Consider the following 18870-nt stretch of genomic DNA (forward strand, 5'->3'; position numbering starts at 1 on the left):
GCGCCGCCCCGGGACAGCCGGGGACGGCGGAGCCGAGCATCTTCCCGGAGCCGGACGGCATGAGCGCAACGGAACAGGACGGCATCGCGCCGATCTTCCCCCTGGCGGGAAGGAAGGTCTGGGTGGCAGGCCACCGGGGCATGGTCGGCTCGGCCATCGTCCGGCGGCTGGCCGCCGAGGACTGCGAGATCCTGACGGTCGACCGCGACGCGCTGGATCTCCGCCGCCAGGCCGAGGTCGAGGACTGGGTGCGGTCCCGGCGGCCCGACGCCGTCTTCCTCGCCGCGGCCCAGGTCGGCGGCATCCATGCCAACGGCACCCGGCCGGCGGACTTCATCTACGACAACTTGGCGATCGAGGCGAACGTGATCCACGCCGCCCATCTCGCCGGCGTCGCCAAGCTGCTGTTCCTGGGATCCTCCTGCATCTATCCGAAACTGGCGCCCCAGCCCATGGGCGAGGACGCGCTGCTGACCGGGCCGCTGGAGGAGACGAACCAGTGGTATGCCGTCGCCAAGATCGCCGGCATCAGGCTGTGCCAGGCCTACCGCCTGCAGCACGGCCGCGACTTCATTTCCGCCATGCCCACCAACCTGTACGGCATCAACGACAATTTCGACCTGATGAGCAGCCACGTGCTGCCCGCCCTGCTGCGCAGGATCCACGCCGCCAGGCGTGACGGCCGGGACCGGGTGGAGGTCTGGGGGACCGGCGCGCCCCGCCGGGAATTCCTGAACGTGGACGATCTGGCCGACGCCTGCCTGTTCATGATGAAGCACTACACGGGTCGCGATCATCTGAACGTCGGTTTCGGCAAGGACATCTCCATCCGCGGCCTCGCCGGGATGATCGCGGAGATCGTCGGGTTCGAGGGCGGCTTCGTCTTCGATGCGTCCAGGCCCGACGGACCGCCCCGCAAGGCGCTCGACATCTCGCGCCTGTCCGGCCTGGGCTGGAAAGCCTCGATCGGGCTGCGGGACGGCATCGCAGCCACCTACGCCTGGTTCCTGGACAATCATCCCGCGGCGTAGGCCGGGAAAAGGCGCCGAACCGTTCCGGCGGTATATCCCGTCGGAGTGGCGGCATGGGCCGCCGAGGGTCCTGTTTCCCGAATCTCCCGAGGGTTATCGACGCCCGGCCGATGCCCGGTGGCCGCGATCCTCGCCGGCTCCGCCGTCGGCACCTTCTGATGTAGGGGGGACCCATGATCCGCCGCCTGCTGGCCGCCGTCCTGCTCGCTTTCCCGCTCACCGCGGCGCCGGCGGTCTCCGCCGAGCTTCGGCTGGTCACCGGCGAGCTGCCGCCCTACGCCTTCCACGTGCCGCCGCCGACCGTGGCGGAGGCGGGCGAGCCGATGGGCCTCGTCTACGAGGTCGTCCGGGAGGTCGCCTGGCGGATCGGGCATTCGGGCACGGTCGAGTTCTGGCCCTGGCCCCATGCCCAGGAACTGGCCTCGACCCAGCCGAACACCGGCATCCTGGCCCTGACCCGCTCGGCGGAGCGGGAGGACCAGTACCGCTGGCTGTTCAACGTGATCACGGACGACCTCGTCCTGGTCGGGGGAGCGGGAGTCGACGTCCGCGACCTTTGGTCGGTCAGGGACAGGCCCATCGGCGTGCTCCGGCGCAGCGGGGCGGAATCGCTGCTGCAAGAGCACGGGTTCAACCGGGTCCAGACGGCGGGCGAGGAGTGGATCAACGCCCAGCGGATGAAGGACCGGCTGATCGACGCCTGGCTGGCCCCCCGCCTGATGGTGCTCTACGCCTATCGCGAGGTCGGCGGCGACGTCTCGGAACTCAACATCGGCCATGTCGTGCGCCGGAGCGAGATCTGGCTCGCCGCCTCGAAGGACGTGTCGGACCAGGAGGCCAGGCGCTGGCAGGAGGGTTTCGAGCAGGTGCGCGCCGACGGCACCTACGACGCCATCCTGGCCCGCTACACGAGGCTGAAGCCGCAGCCCGTGCCGGAGAACCGGCGCTCCACCGAAATCCAGTGGTTCAATTGAGAGTGCCGTGGCCTCGGCGCCGAAGCCCGTCGAGCCAGCGGCCGATGACCGGGAACAGCGCGGGGCTGCCGACCAGCTCGTGCCCGGCGCCCTCGAACGGAACCAGCCGCGCGCGGTCCCCCGCCGCCGCCGCGAGCGCCGTCGCATGGCCGAAGGGTATGGTCCTGTCCGCCGTGCCGTGGAGGATCAGGACCGGGGCGGCCACCCGCCCGATCTTGCCGATATTGTCGAAACGGTCGCGCATCAGCAGCCGCACCGGGACGAAGGGATAGACGGGCGCCGCCACGTCGGGCAGCGACGTGTAGCCGGAGATCAGCACCAGCCCGGCCACCGGAAAGGAGGCGGCCAACTCGGTCGCCGGCCCCGATCCCAGCGAATTGCCCACGAGGACGGTGTCCGGAGCGGGCACGCCGTTCGCGGCGAGCCATCCCAGGGCGGCCCGGCCGTCGGCATGGAGCCCGGCCTCGCTCGGGCTTCCGGGATTGCCGTCATAGCCCCGGTACCCGGCCAGCAGCAGGCCGTACCCCTCCGCGGCGAGGCCGGCGGTGACCCGGATCGAGCCGGACAGCCCGTCGGCATTGCCGTGGAAATAGACCAGGGTCGGCCGGCCCGCCGCGGCCGGCCGGTGGAGCGCCCGCAGGTCCAGGCCGTCCTCCGTGCGGTAGGAGACCTCCCGGAATCCGGGGACGGCATGGAGGTCGGGGGGAGCCGGCGACATGTCCGCCCGGAAGATCATCGGCCGTTGCAGGGCGTAGAGCGCGCCGACCACCACCAGGTAGAACCCGACCAGGGGAAGCACGATGGATAGAAGCTTGCCCGACCACATCTCCGGCCCCTTCCCGAAAAGAACGAATGCCCGAACCGCCGTCATGATCTGCGCCGCCGGGTAGGGCGGCGCAACCCTCCGGCGCGCCGGCCTGTTGGTTTGGAACAAAACAATCCTGCAAGAAGGAAGACACGCATGACGTCCCCCAGCTCCCCAGTCTGGTTTATCACCGGCTGCTCCACCGGCTTCGGCAGGGAACTCGCCAGGATGGTGCTCGACCGCGGATGGCGTGCCGTGGTGACGGCCCGCGACGCCGGCCGCGTCCAGGACCTGACCCGGGGCCACGAAAACCGCGCGCTGGCGCTGTCGCTGGACGTGACCGACGCCGGCCAGGTCGCGGCGTCGGTCAAGGCGGCGGAGGACCGCTTCGGCGCCATCGACGTGCTGGTGAACAATGCCGGCTACGGCTACCAGGCCCCGGTCGAGGAAGGCGACGACGCCGAGATCCGCGCCATGTTCGAGGCCAACGTGTTCGGGCTGGCGGCCATGATCCGCGCGGTGCTGCCGGGCATGCGCGCCCGCGGGAAAGGGCACGTCGTCAATCTCTCCTCGGTCGCCGGCTTCGTCGGGTTCCCCGGCTCCGGCTACTACGCGGCGACCAAGCACGCGGTCGAGGGGCTCGCCGACTCCCTCGCCCGGGAGGTGGAACCGCTGGGCATCAAGGTGCTGTGCGTCGAGCCCGGCCCCTTCCGCACCGACTGGGCGGGACGTTCCCTGAAGCAGACGCCGAGCCGGATCGCCGACTATGCCGAGACGGCCGCGGCGCGCATGCAGGCGACCGCCGGCATCAGCGGCAAGCAGCCCGGCGACCCGGTGCGCGCCTGCGCCGCCATCATCAAGGCCGTGGAATCTGCGAACCCGCCGCGCCACCTCGTCCTCGGCGCCTTCGGCGTGGAGGCCGTGCGCGGCAAGCTGGCCGGCGTGATCGAGGAGATCGACGCCTGGAAGGAAACCAGCCTCGGCGCCGATTTTCCAAGGAGTGACGCGGATTCGGGATGATTCCGGCGCGATCAGCGATTGACGTCGGCACCCTCCCGCGGGCGCCGGCCCAGCAGGCGGATGTCCGGGTTCCAGGTCCGGGCCAGGGCGTCCGCCGCCTCGATCATGCCGCCCCGGCGCAGGATCGCCTGGCGGTGGCGCAGCAGCCGGGTCGACACGGCCTTTTCCGCCAAGCCGCCGCCCAGAATGTCGTCGGTGCCGTCCCGGCGCAGGCGGTGGATCACCTCCTCCAGCAGGGGGCCCTCGGCATCCGGTTCCTTGTGGTCCAGCGGGTGGTTCCGTCCCAGCTCCGCCAGAAGCCGCTCCAGCAGCACCGCGCGGCATGACGGCGCCCTGCCGTCCCCGATCAGCCCGCCCAGCCGGGCCAGCAGGGGGTTGGTGCCGGCGGCGGCGAGGTCCAGCCGGCCGTGCAGCAGGTCGGCCAGCCGGCACAGGGACGCCGCGAGATGGCGCTGGGGGCCGAGCAGTTCCTTGACGATGTCGGCGCTGCCCAGCGCGTCGGCCGCGACACCCTCCAGCAATCCGGACAGGTGGGGGTCCAGGTCGTCGGCCATCAGGCCGACCACCGCCTCCAGCTTCCCGCCGATCGACGGGAACCCCAGGAGGTGGTCGCACAGCAGGGCGGTGAACACGAAGTCGTGGCGCTCCGGACCTTCCCGCGCCCTGACGCGCCGGCTGAAATGGTCCAGGGCCTGGGGGTCGAAGCGCGGCAGGCGGCGCTTCTCGCCCGCCAGGTCCCGCGCCTGCGACAGGCCCTCGCCGATCAGCGTCTCCAGCGCCCGGACCCGCTCCCGGGCGGGCACGCCCAACTCCCTGGCCTGGACGGCGGCGATCTGGTGGGTGGCCGTGTTGACCAGGGTTCCGGTGTCCTGGAGCTTCCGCAGGTAGGTCCAGTTGTGCAGCAGTTCCGTCGCGGTGATCCGGTGCTTGTCCAGGAACATCCTGAACAGGCGGCCCAGGATCATCCGGCTCTCCAGGCCGCGGATGTCGGTCACCGTCGAGCAGGGGCCGGCCCGCTCGACCTTGCCCTTCACGGTGATCGACTTCTCCCGGACCGGCGGCCTGGCCTCGTGGAAGATCTCCGCCTTGGTCGAGTAGCCGGTGATCATGCCGCGGATGCGGACGACCTTGGCTTCCTCGCAGTCCCCGCTCGCGAGCAGCAGGCGCGCCGCCTCGGTCGCCTCGGCCTCGGCGGTTCCCGAACCGGTCTCGCGGACCACGCCCTGGATGATCCAGCGGCCCTCGCGCGAAACCAGGATCTCGTAGTGGAAAATCCGCCCCCTGATCATCTCCGCCCGCTCCATCCGATCCGCTGGCCTCCCGCGTTCCAGGATCGCGTCCGCCGTCGAACCCCATCGGACTACACCGAAATCTTAAACTTTTTGTTGCACTTAGAAATCGATGCAATCTTAGAACGCAGGAGGCGTGATGACCCCGCACGAGCTGCTGGCCATCATCGACCGGCACGACCGCTGGCTCTCCCGGTGCGCCGGCGGTGCCCGGGCCTGCCTTGTCATGGCCGATCTCCGGGGGATGTATCTCGCCGGCGCCAACCTCCAGCGGGTCAAGCTGTCCGGCGCGATCCTGGCCGGCTGCGACCTCAAGCGGAGCGACCTGTCGGAAGCCGACCTGTTCGCCGCCGACCTGAAGGCGGCTGACCTGACCGGCGCCAACCTGCAGCGCGCCGACCTGCGGGGCGCCCATCTCCGCGGCGCGCGGCTGCGCGGCGCCAATCTTCGCGACGCGGACCTCAGGGGCGGCGCGCTGCTCGACCACCGGGGCGACAGCACCCTGACCGTCCAGCGGTCGGACCTGCACGGCGCCGATTTCGACGACGGCCTGCTGGCCCGCGCCAACCTGTCGGGAGCCGACATGTCGGAGGCGAAGCTCAACGGGGCCGACTGCACGGGCGCCTTGATGGCCGGGGTCAATCTTTCCGGAGCCAGCCTGCGGGACGCGGATCTCGGCTCGACCGACCTCAAGGGCGCCAACCTGAGCGGGGCCAACCTGTCCGGCGCATCCTTGAAGGACGCGAACCTGACCGGCGCGATCCTGCTGGGCGCCAACCTGCGGAACGCGGACCTGATGGGGGCGACGCTGGACGGCGTCGACCTGACCGGCGTCGACTGCGCCGGCGCCAACATCCGGAGGAACGCCGACCAGTTCCCCCGGACGATCCGGCAGAGCCTGGAAAGCCACCATGCCTGGGTCAGGAGCGGCGGCTCGAAAGGGGCCCGCGCCGACCTCGCCGGCCAGGATCTTTCCCATATCGACCTGACGCGGGTGAATCTCAGCGGGGCCAACCTCCGCGGGATCGACCTGTCCGGCGCCACGCTGCGGGAAGCCCTGGTCGTCATGTCGGACCTGTCCGACGCCGTCCTGCGCGACGCGGACTTCACCGGCGCGACCCTGGACGGCACCAACCTGCGGGGCAGCGACCTCAGCGGCGCGCGGCTGGACGGCGCCAAGCTGGGGTCGGTCGACATCAAGAGCGGCGTCGGCCGTGCTCCCGGGCGGCGATGGCCGGTCAACCTGACCGGGGCCAGGCTGGTCGGCGCCAGCCTCGTCGGCGCCAACCTGCGGGACGTCAACCTCGCCTTCGCCGACCTCGGCGGCGCCGACCTGACCGACGCGGTCCTGATCGACGCCAACCTGACCGGGACCGTGCTGGACGGGGCGAAGCTGGACGGCGCCGTCCTGCCCGCCTTGGCCGACGACGACTGACGGCGCCGGGCGGGGGGCTCCAGTCCGCGGATCGCGCCCTCAGGCCGAGCGGACTTCGCCGATGAAGACATCGACCCGGCCGCGCAGCGTTTCGGACTGGCGGGACAGGTCCAGGGCGGCGTCGAGCATCTGGCCGGCCGTGCGGCCGGTTTCCCGCGCGGCTTCGGTCACGCCGGAGATGCCCTCGCAGACCTCGTGGGTCCCGGACGATGCCTGGTCGACGTTGCGGGCGATCTCGGCGGTGGCGGCGCTCTGCCGGCCGACGGCGCCGGCGACCGCCAGGGTGATCTCGCTGACCTGCGCGATGGTGGCGGTGATGCTTCGGATCGCCCCGACCGCCTCGCCCGTCGTCGCCTGGATATGCGCGATCTGCGCCGCGATCTCCTCCGTCGCCTTGCCGGTCTGGGTGGCGAGGTTCTTGACCTCCGAGGCGACGATGGCGAAGCCCTTGCCGGCATCGCCGGCCCGTGCGGCCTCGATCGTCGCGTTCAGCGCCAGCAGGTTGGTCTGTCCGGCGATGTCCTGGATCATCCTGACGATGTCGCCGATCCGGTCGGCCGCCGCCGCGAGCCCCTGGACGGTGCCGTCCGTGCGCGCCGCCTCCTCGACCGCCCGGCCGGCGATCTCCCGGGCGTTGCCGGTCTGGCGGTCGATCTCGGCGATCGACGAGGTCAGCTCCTCGGTGGAGGAGGCGACCGCCGCGACGTTGGCCGAGGCCCGGCCGGAAGCCTGTGCCACGGTGTCGGTCTGGCGGCTTGCCTCCTCCGCGGTGGCTGCCAGGCTCCGGGCATTGGCATGGACCTGCGTCGCGGCCGAAGAGACGCTCTCGGCGACCTGCCGGATCGTCGCCTCGAAGCCGTCGGCAAGCTCGTTCAGCAGGCGACGCCGCTCGGCCTGGGACTCCGCCTCGGCCCGGCGGTGCCGCGCCTCCTCCTCCGCGTGGCGGCGCGCCTCCGTCTCGCGGGCGGCGTCCAGCTCGGCGCCGATGCGGGCGTCGGCCCGCTCCACGCGCACCAGGAACCGCCAGGCGGCGACCAGGACCGCGAGGGACAGGCCGCCCCCGACGGCGAGGAAGACCAGCGCGGAGGTCAGCACCGTGTCGTCCAGCGCCCGGCTCAGGTCGGTGGTGTCGGTGACGGCCTCGACCGCCGCGATGCGCTCGCCTCCCGGGGCGTGAAGCCACAGCGCCACGGGCCGCGTCACGGCCCCGTCGGGTATCCGGAACGCATCGAGCCGCAGCAGCGGCCGGCCCGACCCCGGCGCGGTCACCGCGATCGCCATGCCGAGCCTCAGGTCGAGCGACTCCAGGCGGGGCAGGGGATCGACATGGAGCAGGACATAGCCGGTCAGCCGCAGCCCGCCGGCCGGCACGACCACCGACAGCAGCGGTCGGTCGCCGTCCAGCCAGACATGGCTCAGGGTCTGGAGGCGTTCCGGGCCCTGGCGCGCGCCCAGCCGGCCGAGCAGGTCCGCGGGCAGCGGGCGCGGCCTGTCCGTCCACTCCTCCGCCAGCGGCTTCAGGCCGGGATCGAGCACGCCGACGCCGAGCAGCGCCACCGTGCCGTCCGTCACCACTCCGCGCCGGGGAGCGGCCATGGCGGTGGCCTTCAGCGCCGCCGCGTCGCGGGCCTGGACGGCGGAGCGCATCTCGGTCGCGATCTCCGCCGCCACGCCGGCCACCGTGGCGGCATGGCCGCGCCACAGCATGTCGGTCACCGCAACGTCCATCGCCTGCTGGCTCTGGCCGTCCATGAACGCGAAGGCGAGGCGCTCGTAGCTGCCGCTCATGTACCTGCCGATGCCGGCGCTGGTGACCAGGATGACGGCGACGGCGGCGCCGAGGATGGTCAGCAGCAGCCGGTTGCCGCTTTTCAAGGCAGTCTTCTTCTCGACCATCTCGGTCCTCCCGAACCGGCTTTCGCGTGGGTGCCAGGGGCGCCAGGGGCGGGCTCCCGACGCCCCTGGCGCCGATCCCGTCAGGGCTTGGCCAGGGGCAGCCCCTTGGCTTTCCATTCGCCCATGCCGGCGTAATAATAATGCACCGCCGTGTATCCCCAGCCGACCGCCAGCCGGGCGGCGTTGTACGCGCGGGCGCATTTCGGACCGTTGCAGTAGAACAGGACCGGCGTCGCCGGAGCCGCGCCGAGCTTCGCCAGCACCTCGGGGCCGGTCATGTCGTCGTCGATCAGCCGGATCGCCCCTTCGATATGGCCTTCTCGGAAATCCGCCTCCCTCCGGTTGTCGAACAGCACCAGGGTCGGCGTGCTTTCGATCAGGGCCAGGACCCCGTCGGCATCGACGGTCCTGGCCCCCTCGACCCGGGGCGGCGCCTCGTCGGCCAGGGCCGAGGGAGCCGGGGCGAGAAAGGAAACGGCGGCCAGGAACAGGGCCGCCAGGATCGTCGTTAAGGTGAAGGGGGCGATCGGCGCGCGTCTTTTATAAGACATCTTACTATCCTTTTGACTTCGGAAACTTCGCCAGAGGTTCCGGTACGCTTGTTTTTCTGTCCAAAAGTCTTGCCGCGCGCCGATGGATATTTCGAGTCAATTCTTGCGGAAGGGGGGCGGCGGCATGCGGCAAAATAGCCATCCCTGGATATGCCGCCGCGTGTTCCTCCTGCGGATCACTCGGCCATGGCCCCGTAGACCAGGTTCCTGAACAGGGGGCGCATCTGGCCGCGCCCCGACGGAGCCTGCGCCATCAGGATCGCCACCAGCTTCTCCCGCGGGTCGATCACGAAGGTCGTTCCGGTCACGCCGAACCAGGTGGCGTCGCCCTTGCTGCCCGGGGCGGGGGACACGCCGTCCTGCGCGCGGACCGCGAAGCCCAGGCCGAAGCCGTACCGGCGAGGCGGCGGACCATCTCGTCGGCGGGCAGGTCGGCCTCGATCTGCTCGATCCCCTGGTCCAGGTAGGCCTTGCGGATCGGGTCCGTCGCCGGGCCGGTGAAGCTGTAGGTGAATCCCGAGGTGTGCCGCATCAGGTCGTGGATCGAGATCGGCCGCGCCGGCGGCGCGGTGCCGAGGATAGCGTTCCCCGCGGCGTCCGTGCTCCTGGTCTGGACCCGCAGGCCGGCGAACTCCGGAACATAGCGGGTCACCGGCTCATGGAGGCCGAGCCGCCCCTGCTCGACCATGACCATGGCGGCGGCGGTCACCACCGGCTTCGTCATGGAGCCGATGCGGAAGATCGCGTCCTTCGGCATGGCGGCCGCGGCGGCGTCCAGCGTGCCCACCGCCTCGTGGTGCACGATCTCGCCGTCCCAGGCGATCAGGACCACCGCGCCGGGCAGCAGTCCCTTCGCGACGGCTTCCTCCAGGGCGCGGTCGACCTGATGGAGCCGGGCGGCCGGGAAGCTCCGGGACTGGTGCTTGGAATCGGAGCCGGGGCCCTCCGCGAGGGCCGGGGCGGCGATGGCCGAACCGAGCAGTATGGCGGAAACCAGAAGTTCTCTCAGCATCCAACGCTCTCCGTCTTGGGACTGGGCGGTTATCGCGTCGGCTGGTATATCTCCGCGTGGTTGCGGTTTTATGCCCGGGATATTCGCACCGGGAGGTGTTCCCGCGGAAATTTCCTCAGAAAATGTAGCGGATGCGGCAGTAGGGCATCTCCCGGGCGAGCATCTCGCGGAAGACGGCGATCATCTTGCCCTTCAGCGGCGCCCGGTAGCGGACGTTGACGGCGCCGTTCTCGGAGACCTTGCTCTCCTGCCAGCGCGGCGTCCACAGCGTCTCCTCGGCCTTGGGATGCCAGCGCAGGTTGACCTCGTGCAGGCCCTCATTGTGGGTCAGGAAGATCACCTCGGCCGCGAGCTGCGCCTTCGCCCGGTCCGACAGCGCCGCGTCGACCTGCCGGAACAGCTCGGTATAGTCGGCGGTCCAGCCTTCATAAACGACCACCGGGCTGAAGTTCAGGTGGACCTCCCAGCCGGCCCGGACGAAATCGTCGATCGCGGCGATGCGCTCCGGGATGGGGGAGGTCCGCACGTCGAGCGTGCGCGCCAGCTCGGCGGGCATCAGGCTGAAGCGGATGCGCATGCCGCCGCCGGGGTCGTAGGACAGCAGGTCCCGGTTCACGTATTTGGTCGCGAAGCTGCCCTTGGCGTCGGGCAGCCGGCGGAACAGGGCGGTCAGGTCGCGCAGGTTGTCGCAGATCAGCGCATCGACCGAGCAGTCGCCGTTCTCCCCCACGTCGTAGACCCAGGCTTGCCCGTCCACCTGGTTCGGCTGCGTCTTGGGGCCGGTCCGGGCGGCGTGGCGCTCGATGGTGGCGCATATCCCCTCGATGTTGACGAAGGTCGTGATCGGGTTGGCGTAGCCCTTGCGGCGCGAGACGTAGCAGTAGACGCAGGCCATCGCGCAGCCGTTGGAATGCGACGGCGCGATGAAGTCGCCGCTCCGCCCGTTGGGCCGCACCGACAGCGATTTCTTGACGCCCAGGACCAGCACGCTGCGCTTGGTGCGGACCCACTCCTCGATCTTGTCGCTGTCGCCGTGCAGGTCCGGGATGTTCCAGTGGGAGGCGACCTCGACCCGTTCGGCGCCGGGGAACCGCTCCAGGATCTGCCGGCCGCGCGGGTGCGCCGCGGCGGCCGGCTCCACCAGGATGCGGGCGACGTCCAGCGGCGGGACGGTCACTGCGCCGGGACTCCCGCCGGGACCGCGCCCAGGCGCAGGGCGTCGCGTTCCAGGTCGTCCACGGCCAGGTTCTTGGCCTTGGCCTCCACCTCGAAATCGGCCCAGGCCAGGTGTTCCGACACCAGCCGGTTGACCGCGTGGTTCCACATGCGCTGGGAATGGGCCCGCAGGTCCCGGGCCTTCAGGCCGCGGGCGCTCAGCACGGCGTAATCGGGCAGCTCGTCCGCCGGCCAGCCGTCCAGCAGGTCCTCGCGCGAGACGCTGACATGGGCTATCGGGCGCACCCCGCGCCAGGACCCGCGCACCGTCTCGATCCGGGGATCGTCCGCCCGGATATACTCGCCCCCCGACTTGACCCAGTGGTGATGCAGGTCGAGGATGATCGGCACCGCGTCGGCCAGCGGCAGCAGGTCGTCCAGCCCGTACGACATCTCGTCGTTCTCGACCGTCACCAGGCCGCGGGCGTCCTCCGACAGCAGGGCCAAGCCGCGACGGAACCCCGCGATCCCCTCGGCGCGGCCCCCGCCATGGATGTTGACATGGGCGCCCTGCGGGTGCCAGCCGCCGGTCAGCCCCATCATCCGCAGGATGTCGGCGTGGTATTCCAGCTCGTCCACCGAGTTCTTCAGCGTCGCCGGGTTGGCGCTGTTCAGCACGCAGAACTGGTCGGGGTGCAGGCCGATGCGGATGCCGGCCTCGCGCGCCTTGCGGCCGGCATGGTCCAGCGCGCTCTCGACCAGCGCGCGGATGGCGGGCTCCCGGTAGAGCGGCAGCCCGATGGCGTGGGTATAGACCGGCAGCAGGCCGCTGTTGACGCGCAGCAGCCGGCGGTAGGCGGGGTGGCGCGCCACCTCGGCCAGCTGCAGGTGCAGCGACTGCAGGTTCCGGCGCAGCACCTGCTCCAGCTTCTCCGCAGCACGGGCGGGTTCCAGCCTGCTCAGCGTCGCCACGGTGATGGTGCCGGGATTCATCCGCTTGGCGGTCTCGGCGTCGCCGTCGGGCGGGATGTACTGGCAGCACCAGCCGAAACGGGGCAGGGGCGGGGCCAGAGGCTGAATTGGTGAGGGATGGGTCAAGTACCGGTCTCCAGGGGCAGCGCAGGTGCATACATATGTACCCTGCGCGGCGCCCGGCCACCGGCGGGACGCATGTTTCGCGCGACGGTCCCCGACCGGTGCCCGGCCCGGCTCAGCCGGCGGCGGCCTCCCGGACCGACTGGCGCCAGTCCGCCACGAAGGCGTCCAGGGCGGCCCGTGCCGCCGTCCAGTCGCGGTAGGCCCCGTCGGCGGCGCCGAGGACCGCGGCCCTCTCGCCCTCCTCGAACCGGGCCATGTGGAGCGCGCGTTCCTGCGCCTGGAGGAAGACGTTGCGGGCGCGCTGTTCCGCCGTGGCCGCCTTCTGCCATTCCCTCGGCCAGTCCCGTCCCATCGCTTCCCCTTCCCTGAGGGCCGCCCCGCCGGGCAACCAGAATCGATCCGGGGGCCACCATAGCGGCAAACGCCGGCGATGCAATCGGGGCTCGCTCCGCCGGCGCCTCCTGGGGCCGAGTGCCGCGGCTCCGGGCCAGGCGCTCGGCGATCCGCCTGGGCAACGGGCGCGGGAGGCCGAAGGAAAAAGCTCGGCCGAACCCTCGCCGCGGGCGCGACATCGTGCGGGTTCGCATGTTGATGGGAACCCAACCCCAATCGGGAGACTTCCCATGCCGGACCGCAGCATCGATCATCTTGGCAAGATCACGACCGAGCCCGCCCCGCAGGAGAAGGGGGCGGACGCGGAGAAGACGAAGGCCGCCGAGAAAGCCGTCGCCATGGGGCAGGTGACCGATCCGGAGGAGGCCGCCAGGGCGTCGGCGGCCGACCGCGACCGAGGGAATGCCTCGGGCTGAGACGCCATCGGACGGAGACCGTCGGACAGGAGGACGGCCATGGGCCGCCGGAACATCCATCAGGACGCGCCCGCAGGGCGGGGACGGCTGACGGCGCGTCCCGGAACGGACGGCGACAGGCCGGAGACGCCGCCGAGCATCCGGACGCTGAGCGCCGGCACCGAGCGGGCCGGCCTGATCTCCGTCCCTCCCGGATACCGTCCCGACCGGCCGGCGCCGCTCCTGGTGCTGCTCCACGGCGCCGGATTCGAGGTCCTCTACCGCGAGTTGGACGGCGGCCACGCCGTTCCCCCGGACATCGCGCGCGAAGCCGTCGGCTGGCTCCTGGACGACACGCCGTGAGGGACGATCCGGCGGTGATGCCGCTCCGCGACCGGCGCGTTCCGGTCGGCGGCGTCGAGCTTCAGGTCGTGGAGGAGGGGCCGGCCGACGGCCCGCCCGTGATCCTGCTGCACGGTTTCCCGGAATCCCGGCTTGCCTGGCGCCGCCAGACGGGTCCTTTGGCCGCCGCCGGGCTGCGGGTCGTGGTTCCGGACCAGCGCGGCTACGGCCGGTCCGGCAAGCCGGGCCGGATCGGCGACTACACGCTCGATATCCTGGCCGGCGACGTGGTCGGGCTGGCCGACGCGCTCGGGATCGGCCGGTTCGCGGTGGTCGGCCACGACTGGGGCGCCATCCTGGCCTGGCATCTCGCCGAACGGTTCCCGGACCGGATCGAGCGGGCGGCGGTGCTCAACGGGCCGCACCTGGCGACGGTGCGCCGGCATATGCTGGGCCACCCGTCCCAGGGCCTGAAAAGCTGGTATGTCGGGTTCTTCCAGCTGCCGTGGCTGCCGGAAAAGCTGCTCCGCGCCCGCGGGTTCGCCGGGATGCGCCGGCTGATGGAGAAGACCGCCCGGCCCGGCACCTTCACGGCGGAGGACTGGGCGCTCTACCGCGACGCCTGGGAGCAGCCGGGCGCTGCGACCGCCATGCTGAACTGGTACCGCGCCCTCCGGCGCCGGTCTCCCTCGCCCGCGCCGGAGCCGATCGGAGTCCCGATGCGCGTGATCTGGGGCGATCGCGACGCCGCCCTGGATCCGGGCCTGGCCGAGGCCGGCGCGTCCCTGTGCGGCCGGTGCGAGGTGTTCCACATCCCCGAGGCGACCCATTGGGTCCAGCACGAGGAGCCGGAGCGCGTCAACCGGCTGCTGATCGACTTCCTGACCCGGCCGCCGGCCTGACCGCCGTCCCGGATCGCCGTCAGGTCTGGTCGCGGCGGTCGTCGTCCTCCAGCTCCCTGCGGGTCGCCTTCTTCAGGTGGCCGAGCCGGTCGCGCGCCTCCTCCGCGCTGAACGGCCCCTCCACGTCCATGCCGATCGCGACATAGTGCCCGTCGGGCCGGCTGATCGGCGTGCTGACGGGAAGATAGGCGTCGTCCGGATCCCCGTTGTTGACGACGGTTCCGTTCCGGATCTCGATCACGTTGGCCATCGATGGGTTTCCCGAGGATGGAAGGAATGGGATGCGCCCTTTCGGGCATCCTCTCAACAGCCGCGGCCGCGTTTGTTCCCGGCCGCCCGCCCCGGGAAGAAGAGGCGCCTGCCGATCCCGGTTCGGAACCGTCCGCTCCCGCGCCTGTTTTCGCAGGACCTTCCACTCAACGGAGCGGTGACCGACATGTCAAACCAACCACCTCCGGTACCTCCCGCCGGCCGCAGCGACAAGGGTCCGGGCGGATCCGCCCACGAAGGCAACTCCGTCGCCGACACGAAAGGCACGGGCGGGGCGCCGGCGAACCTCCGCGAACAGGACCGCCAGGGCAACACCAAGCAGAACACCACCCATCAGGGCTACCAGCAGGATCGGTGACGATGTCGAGGAACACAGCGGACACCGACCGCCACCACGGCGGTCCCGGGTCGAGCCAGCAGAACGCCGACAAGCCGGTGGACGATCCGAAGAACCAGCCGGCCGGCTCGCAGCCGGAACCCGGCCAGTCCACCAATTCCAACCGCAGCCGGGTCGGCACGGGCGGGGGCGAGCGGGACCGGCACCACACCCACGACCCCGCGACGAAGTCCTGATCCGAACTTCCCGGGGCCGGCCAGTCCTGTCATGGTCGGGAGATGGAGGAATTGACACCGCCCGATCCTGAAACGGGACCCGCCGGCCCCGAAACCGGAAACGCCGGGCCGCTCCGCCGGCTGATGGCCTGGAACATCCTGGAAGGGATGTTCCGGCCGCGCGCCGACGGGGCGGAGCGCCGCGTGCCCGACGAGAGCCGGCGGCGCGCCGCCGTGGCCCTGGTCGCCCGGCTGAAGCCCGACATCCTCGTGCTCAACGAGGCGTTGTACTGCGAGGAGGCGTCCGGCCAGCGGGAGGACTATGCCGCCCTGTTCGGCTTTCCCCACGCCGCCAGCCGCCTCTACGACGGTTCCTGGGGGAACGCCATCCTGAGCCGGCACCCGATCGCCGATACCGTCTCCACCACCATCCACCGCGCCGGCGCCAACCAGGACCGGGGCCTGCTGGCCGTGAGGCTGGGCCTGCCCGAGGGGGAGGCCTGGGTCGCCACGTACCATCCCCACCCGCAGCGCCGCCCGCGCAAGCGGCTGGAGGACTATGCCGGGTTCCTGCCGCTGCTGCCCGGTCCCCTGCTGCTCGCGGGCGACATGAACGCCGTCAGCCCGGAGGACGCGCCCGACGCGGCGGCCCTGGCGCGGGGCTTCGAGCGTTTCCGGGCGCCCGACGTGGCGCGCCGCGAGGTCGAGCGCTTCGTCGAGGCGGGCCGCGTGCTGTTCCGCGACGTGGCGCCCCGCTTCGGCCTGCGCGACGCCCTGAAGGCCGCGGAACGCGGCTACACCATCCCGACACCCATGCTGAGCACGGACGTCTCCAGCGCCATGCGGATCGATTTCATCCTGGTCAACGGCGGCATCGCCGTGGACAAGGGCTGGGTCGTGCGCGGGCCGGAAGCCGACGTCGCCAGCGACCATTACCCGGTCGCCGCCGATTTCCGGCTGGCCTTGCCGGGTGCGACGGGTGTATCGGGCGCATCTGAGGAGGAACGACCATGAGCACGACCATGACCTACGTGACCATAGCGGCGGAGCCGCTGAAGGCGGTGATGCGCGAGATCGTGACCGCCGCGGGATCGAGCCCGCGCGAGGCCGAACTGGTGGCCGACCATCTGGTCGAGGCCAACCTGACCGGCCACGACTCCCACGGCGTGGGCATGCTGCCGCGCTATGTGGAGGTATTCCTGGCCGGCGACCTCAAGGTCAACCAGCACGTCGCCCCGGTCACCGACGCCGGCGCGCTGCTGACCCTGGACGGCAAGGCCGGCTTCGGCCAGGTCATGGCCTACGAGGCCATGGAGCAGGGGATCGAGCGGGCCGCCCGGCACGGCGTGGCCGTGGTCGGGCTGTCCAACAGCCACCATATCGGCCGCATCGGCCACTGGGCCGAGCAGTGCATCCGGGCCGGCTACGTGTCGATGCACTATGTCAACGTGATCAGCGAGCCGGTGGTGGCGCCGTTCGGCGGGCGCGACGCCCGCTTCGTCACCAACCCGTTCTGCGTCGGCATCCCGCTGCCGGGCCGGGAGCCGGTGCTGCTGGACTTCGCGACCAGCCGGATCGCCATGGGCAAGGTGCGCGTGGCCATGAACAAGGGCGAGCAGGTCAAGCCGGAGACCCTGCTGGACCACCGGGGCGAGCCGACCACCGACCCCAACGAGCTGTTCGCCGAGCCCCACGGCGCGATCCTGCCCTTCGGCGAGCACAAGGGCTTCGGCCTGGCCGTCGTCTGCGAACTGCTGGGCGGGGCGCTGACCGGCGGCGGCACGCTGCATCACAAGCCGTCGAGCCGGGCCATCATCAACAACATGCTGTCGATCATCATCGACCCGAACCGCCTGGGCACCGCGGCCAACCTCTCGTCCGAGACCGCCGAGTTCGTCAAGTGGGTCAAGGAATCCCCGGTCGCCCGGGGCGTGGACCGCATCAGGATCGCCGGCGAGCCGGAGCAGGATTCCCGCCGCCGCCGCGGCGCCGAGGGCATTCCCATAGACGCGACCACCTGGGGCGAGATCCTCGACGCCGCCGCCCAGCTCGGGCTGAAGCGCCCGGACATCGAGCGGCTCGCGGGGCTTTCCTGACCTCCGGCGGAAAGGAAGACCCCCATGCTGATCGACGAACGCTTCGCCGGCCCCGGTCTGGCGCCGCCGCTGACCTGGACCGACGAGCCGGAGGACTGGCGGCTGACGCCGGACGGGCTGGTCGTCGCTCCCGCCGCGGACACGGATTTCTGGCAGGGCACCCATTACGGCTTCCGGGTGGACCGGGGGCCGCGCCTGCTCGCTCCGGTCAGCGGCGACTTCACGCTGGAGACGGAAGTCGCCTTCCGGCCGGTCCACCAGTACGACCAGGCGGGGCTGATGGTCCGGCTGTCGCCCGGCTGCTGGCTCAAGACCTCGGTGGAGCACGAGCCGGACGGACCGTCCAGGCTGGGCGTCGTCGTGACCAACCAGGGCTGGTCCGACTGGTCGACCCAGGACTTCGAGGGCGACGGGATCGCCCTGCGGGTCGCGCGGGCGTCGGGCGACTACACCGTCCACGCCCTGGTCGCCGGCGCCTGGACCCAGCTGCGCATCTGCCGCCTGACGGAGGACGACGGCTCCCGGCCGGTCGCGGCCGGGCTCTACGCCTGCTCGCCCCGCGGCGCCGGCTTCCGGGCGACCTTCCGGCGGCTGGCCATCGCCGCGGACGGCAGCGGCACCGGCGGCGTTCTTCCATCCGCGACTTGATGCCGTGAGATGTTCGACGGAGAGCGCCGGGACGGGAGGACCAAGCAGGTCGATCCGCGCTCTCCGTGCAGACCGGCGGGAAGGGCTTGAACGATAGGCTTGCCGAGGAGAAGACCGTCTTCCTCGGTTCCCGCCAACCCCGCTTGAAAGATTTCGCGGTCTCCGCTCGAATCTTGAACTTTTCCGTGGGATCGTGAAGATTTCCGCGGCCGGCCGTGAAGGTTTTTTGCGGTTCCCGGGAGCCCGACATGCCGGACATCTTGCTCGACGGCGAGCGCTACAACGGGTTGATGGGGCTTGTCGGCCGGCTGGAAGGTTCCGAAATCGATCCCGTGCTGGCGGCGGCGCTGATCGCCTTCGCCTTCGTGTTCATCCATCCCTTCGGGGACGGGAACGGGCGCATCCACCGCTATCTCATCCACCACACGCTGGACCGGACCGGCTTCACTCCGCCCGGCATCCTGTTCCCGGTCTCGGCGTCGATCGCGCGGAGCCAGGGGGCCTACGACGCGGCCCTGGAACGCTTTTCCCGCGCGATCGCGCCATACCTGGACTGGGCCTGGCAGGCCGGCGGATCGGAGGAGGGGCCGGCCATCACCGTCAGGAACCGCACCGGCCATCTCTACCGCTACTTCGATGCCACGCCCCAGGTCGAGTACCTGTACGGTTGCGTCATCGACACGGTGCGGCGGTGATGGACCGCATCGACATGCCGAACCGGAAGGCCGCCCTCCTGGTCCGGTTGATCCTGGAAAACGGCCGCATCGGCAAGGAGAAGCGGACCAGGCTGTTTCCGGAACTCACCGAGGCGGAGATCGACGATCTGGAGCGGATCGTGCAGGCCGCCGGATCGCCGCCGGTCGAGGGCGAATAGGGGATATCGGGGCCAGACCACCATTTCCCCGTAAAGGTCGTGGTTTCAAGGCGCTTCTGGGAAATGGTGGTCTGGCCCCGATATCCCGGTTCCTGTCCGCCTGCCCAAGAAAAAGCCCCTCCCCCCGTCGCC

At 71.0% G+C, this 18870-nt stretch carries 24 protein-coding genes; 14 read left to right on the top strand and 10 right to left on the bottom strand.

What is annotated here, in order from left to right; all coding sequences use genetic code 11:
• Nucleotides 1-59 precede the first annotated feature (59 nt).
• Together fcl and IGS68_RS02270 are read left to right on the top strand one after the other, a co-directional pair.
• Complete coding sequence (fcl, locus tag IGS68_RS02265; protein ID WP_305800079.1) at nt 60-1031, top strand: GDP-L-fucose synthase; 972 nt, start codon at nt 60-62, stop codon at nt 1029-1031.
• Between the two features lie 173 nt (nt 1032-1204).
• Nucleotides 1205-2005: a substrate-binding periplasmic protein gene (locus IGS68_RS02270; RefSeq protein WP_201077020.1), complete on the top strand. Its 801-nt coding sequence runs from the start codon at nt 1205-1207 to the stop codon at nt 2003-2005.
• Here the strand turns inward: IGS68_RS02270 and IGS68_RS02275 are convergent.
• Nucleotides 1998-2831, bottom strand: a complete 834-nt coding sequence (locus IGS68_RS02275) for an alpha/beta hydrolase (RefSeq protein WP_201077022.1) — start codon at nt 2829-2831, stop codon at nt 1998-2000. The two genes, IGS68_RS02270 and IGS68_RS02275, sit on opposite strands and share 8 nt — an antisense overlap.
• Nucleotides 2832-2966: 135 nt before the next feature.
• On the opposite strand from IGS68_RS02275, the gene IGS68_RS02280 reads away from it, so the two are divergent.
• Nucleotides 2967-3830, top strand: a complete 864-nt coding sequence (locus tag IGS68_RS02280; protein WP_201077024.1) for an oxidoreductase — start codon at nt 2967-2969, stop codon at nt 3828-3830.
• Between the two features lie 11 nt (nt 3831-3841).
• Here the strand turns inward: IGS68_RS02280 and IGS68_RS02285 are convergent, their stop codons facing one another.
• The gene (locus tag IGS68_RS02285) at nt 3842-5119 is read right to left on the bottom strand and encodes a hypothetical protein (RefSeq protein WP_201077026.1); all 1278 of its coding nucleotides are present in this window, start codon (nt 5117-5119) and stop codon (nt 3842-3844) included.
• Nucleotides 5120-5258: 139 nt separating this feature from the next.
• Between IGS68_RS02285 and IGS68_RS02290 the strand changes: the two genes are divergently transcribed.
• Nucleotides 5259-6554 (top strand): pentapeptide repeat-containing protein, encoded by a 1296-nt coding sequence (locus tag IGS68_RS02290; RefSeq protein WP_201077028.1) that lies wholly within the window; start codon nt 5259-5261, stop codon nt 6552-6554.
• A gap of 39 nt (nt 6555-6593) precedes the next feature.
• Here IGS68_RS02290 and IGS68_RS02295 read toward each other — a convergent pair whose 3' ends face one another.
• The 7 genes from IGS68_RS02295 to IGS68_RS02325 form a co-directional block, all read right to left on the bottom strand.
• Nucleotides 6594-8450 carry a methyl-accepting chemotaxis protein gene (locus IGS68_RS02295; RefSeq protein ID WP_201077030.1) on the bottom strand — a complete coding sequence of 619 codons (1857 nt, stop codon included), beginning with the start codon at nt 8448-8450 and terminating at the stop codon, nt 6594-6596.
• 80 nt (nt 8451-8530) lie between these two features.
• Nucleotides 8531-9001, bottom strand: a complete 471-nt coding sequence (locus IGS68_RS02300) for a rhodanese-like domain-containing protein (protein WP_201077032.1) — start codon at nt 8999-9001, stop codon at nt 8531-8533.
• 176 nt (nt 9002-9177) lie between these two features.
• Nucleotides 9178-9354 (bottom strand): hypothetical protein, encoded by a 177-nt coding sequence (locus IGS68_RS02305; protein WP_201077034.1) that lies wholly within the window; start codon nt 9352-9354, stop codon nt 9178-9180.
• A complete protein-coding gene (locus IGS68_RS02310; protein ID WP_201077036.1) occupies nt 9306-10013 on the bottom strand; it encodes a serine hydrolase domain-containing protein in 708 nt (235 codons plus the stop codon). Before IGS68_RS02310 ends, IGS68_RS02305 begins: the two co-directional genes overlap by 49 nt.
• 115 nt (nt 10014-10128) lie before the next feature.
• Complete coding sequence (locus IGS68_RS02315; protein WP_201077038.1) at nt 10129-11190, bottom strand: spore photoproduct lyase family protein; 1062 nt, start codon at nt 11188-11190, stop codon at nt 10129-10131.
• Nucleotides 11187-12266: an apurinic/apyrimidinic endonuclease family protein gene (locus tag IGS68_RS02320; protein ID WP_247881136.1), complete on the bottom strand. Its 1080-nt coding sequence runs from the start codon at nt 12264-12266 to the stop codon at nt 11187-11189. The genes IGS68_RS02315 and IGS68_RS02320 overlap by 4 nt, the downstream gene beginning before the upstream one ends.
• Before the next feature lie 112 nt (nt 12267-12378).
• On the bottom strand, nt 12379-12618 hold the full coding sequence (locus IGS68_RS02325) for a hypothetical protein (protein ID WP_201077040.1): 240 nt from the start codon (nt 12616-12618) through the stop codon (nt 12379-12381).
• A gap of 271 nt (nt 12619-12889) precedes the next feature.
• On the opposite strand from IGS68_RS02325, the gene IGS68_RS02330 reads away from it, so the two are divergent.
• From IGS68_RS02330 to IGS68_RS02340, 3 genes are read left to right on the top strand one after another with little or no spacing between them, the layout of a single operon-like run.
• Nucleotides 12890-13075 carry a hypothetical protein gene (locus IGS68_RS02330; RefSeq protein WP_201077041.1) on the top strand — a complete coding sequence of 62 codons (186 nt, stop codon included), beginning with the start codon at nt 12890-12892 and terminating at the stop codon, nt 13073-13075.
• Nucleotides 13076-13114: 39 nt separating this feature from the next.
• On the top strand, nt 13115-13417 hold the full coding sequence (locus tag IGS68_RS02335; protein WP_201077042.1) for a hypothetical protein: 303 nt from the start codon (nt 13115-13117) through the stop codon (nt 13415-13417).
• Nucleotides 13414-14298, top strand: coding sequence for an alpha/beta fold hydrolase (locus IGS68_RS02340; protein ID WP_201077043.1), 885 nt, complete (start codon nt 13414-13416; stop codon nt 14296-14298). The genes IGS68_RS02335 and IGS68_RS02340 overlap by 4 nt, the downstream gene beginning before the upstream one ends.
• 19 nt (nt 14299-14317) lie before the next feature.
• Here IGS68_RS02340 and IGS68_RS02345 read toward each other — a convergent pair whose 3' ends face one another.
• Nucleotides 14318-14548 (bottom strand): hypothetical protein, encoded by a 231-nt coding sequence (locus IGS68_RS02345; RefSeq protein WP_201077045.1) that lies wholly within the window; start codon nt 14546-14548, stop codon nt 14318-14320.
• Nucleotides 14549-14734: 186 nt separating this feature from the next.
• Between IGS68_RS02345 and IGS68_RS02350 the strand changes: the two genes are divergently transcribed.
• The 7 genes from IGS68_RS02350 (at nt 14735) to IGS68_RS02380 (ending at nt 18738) form a co-directional block, all read left to right on the top strand.
• A complete protein-coding gene (locus IGS68_RS02350; protein WP_201077046.1) occupies nt 14735-14926 on the top strand; it encodes a hypothetical protein in 192 nt (63 codons plus the stop codon).
• A 2-nt stretch (nt 14927-14928) separates the two neighbouring features.
• A complete protein-coding gene (locus tag IGS68_RS02355) occupies nt 14929-15141 on the top strand; it encodes a hypothetical protein (RefSeq protein WP_201077047.1) in 213 nt (70 codons plus the stop codon).
• A 51-nt stretch (nt 15142-15192) separates the two neighbouring features.
• Nucleotides 15193-16134, top strand: a complete 942-nt coding sequence (locus IGS68_RS02360; protein WP_201077048.1) for an endonuclease/exonuclease/phosphatase family protein — start codon at nt 15193-15195, stop codon at nt 16132-16134.
• Nucleotides 16131-17216, top strand: a complete 1086-nt coding sequence (locus tag IGS68_RS02365) for a malate/lactate/ureidoglycolate dehydrogenase (RefSeq protein WP_201077049.1) — start codon at nt 16131-16133, stop codon at nt 17214-17216. The genes IGS68_RS02360 and IGS68_RS02365 overlap by 4 nt, the downstream gene beginning before the upstream one ends.
• A gap of 24 nt (nt 17217-17240) precedes the next feature.
• The gene (locus IGS68_RS02370; protein ID WP_201077050.1) at nt 17241-17864 is read left to right on the top strand and encodes a DUF1349 domain-containing protein; all 624 of its coding nucleotides are present in this window, start codon (nt 17241-17243) and stop codon (nt 17862-17864) included.
• A 248-nt stretch (nt 17865-18112) separates the two neighbouring features.
• On the top strand, nt 18113-18559 hold the full coding sequence (locus IGS68_RS02375) for a Fic family protein (protein WP_201077051.1): 447 nt from the start codon (nt 18113-18115) through the stop codon (nt 18557-18559).
• Entirely contained in the window at nt 18559-18738 is a 180-nt protein-coding gene (locus IGS68_RS02380) for a hypothetical protein (RefSeq protein ID WP_201077053.1), read from the top strand. The genes IGS68_RS02375 and IGS68_RS02380 overlap by 1 nt, the downstream gene beginning before the upstream one ends.
• Nucleotides 18739-18870: the final 132 nt, after the last annotated feature.

It is taken from the genome of Skermanella sp. TT6, assembly GCF_016653635.2.
GTDB classification, from domain to species: domain Bacteria; phylum Pseudomonadota; class Alphaproteobacteria; order Azospirillales; family Azospirillaceae; genus Skermanella; species Skermanella cutis.

Coding starts and splice junctions, on each gene's coding strand:
- IGS68_RS02375 (WP_201077051.1), top strand. CDS start 18,113: ATGCCGGACATCTTGCTCGACGGCGAGCGCTACAACGGGTTGATGGGG.
- IGS68_RS02280 (WP_201077024.1), top strand. CDS start 2,967: ATGACGTCCCCCAGCTCCCCAGTCTGGTTTATCACCGGCTGCTCCACC.
- IGS68_RS02330 (WP_201077041.1), top strand. CDS start 12,890: ATGCCGGACCGCAGCATCGATCATCTTGGCAAGATCACGACCGAGCCC.
- IGS68_RS02345 (WP_201077045.1), bottom strand. CDS start 14,548: ATGGCCAACGTGATCGAGATCCGGAACGGAACCGTCGTCAACAACGGG.
- IGS68_RS02355 (WP_201077047.1), top strand. CDS start 14,929: ATGTCGAGGAACACAGCGGACACCGACCGCCACCACGGCGGTCCCGGG.
- IGS68_RS02300 (WP_201077032.1), bottom strand. CDS start 9,001: ATGTCTTATAAAAGACGCGCGCCGATCGCCCCCTTCACCTTAACGACG.
- fcl (WP_305800079.1), top strand. CDS start 60: ATGAGCGCAACGGAACAGGACGGCATCGCGCCGATCTTCCCCCTGGCG.
- IGS68_RS02370 (WP_201077050.1), top strand. CDS start 17,241: ATGCTGATCGACGAACGCTTCGCCGGCCCCGGTCTGGCGCCGCCGCTG.
- IGS68_RS02335 (WP_201077042.1), top strand. CDS start 13,115: ATGGGCCGCCGGAACATCCATCAGGACGCGCCCGCAGGGCGGGGACGG.
- IGS68_RS02365 (WP_201077049.1), top strand. CDS start 16,131: ATGAGCACGACCATGACCTACGTGACCATAGCGGCGGAGCCGCTGAAG.
- IGS68_RS02275 (WP_201077022.1), bottom strand. CDS start 2,831: ATGTGGTCGGGCAAGCTTCTATCCATCGTGCTTCCCCTGGTCGGGTTC.
- IGS68_RS02310 (WP_201077036.1), bottom strand. CDS start 10,013: ATGCTGAGAGAACTTCTGGTTTCCGCCATACTGCTCGGTTCGGCCATC.
- IGS68_RS02290 (WP_201077028.1), top strand. CDS start 5,259: ATGACCCCGCACGAGCTGCTGGCCATCATCGACCGGCACGACCGCTGG.
- IGS68_RS02270 (WP_201077020.1), top strand. CDS start 1,205: ATGATCCGCCGCCTGCTGGCCGCCGTCCTGCTCGCTTTCCCGCTCACC.
- IGS68_RS02350 (WP_201077046.1), top strand. CDS start 14,735: ATGTCAAACCAACCACCTCCGGTACCTCCCGCCGGCCGCAGCGACAAG.
- IGS68_RS02295 (WP_201077030.1), bottom strand. CDS start 8,450: ATGGTCGAGAAGAAGACTGCCTTGAAAAGCGGCAACCGGCTGCTGCTG.
- IGS68_RS02285 (WP_201077026.1), bottom strand. CDS start 5,119: ATGATCAGGGGGCGGATTTTCCACTACGAGATCCTGGTTTCGCGCGAG.
- IGS68_RS02380 (WP_201077053.1), top strand. CDS start 18,559: ATGGACCGCATCGACATGCCGAACCGGAAGGCCGCCCTCCTGGTCCGG.
- IGS68_RS02325 (WP_201077040.1), bottom strand. CDS start 12,618: ATGGGACGGGACTGGCCGAGGGAATGGCAGAAGGCGGCCACGGCGGAA.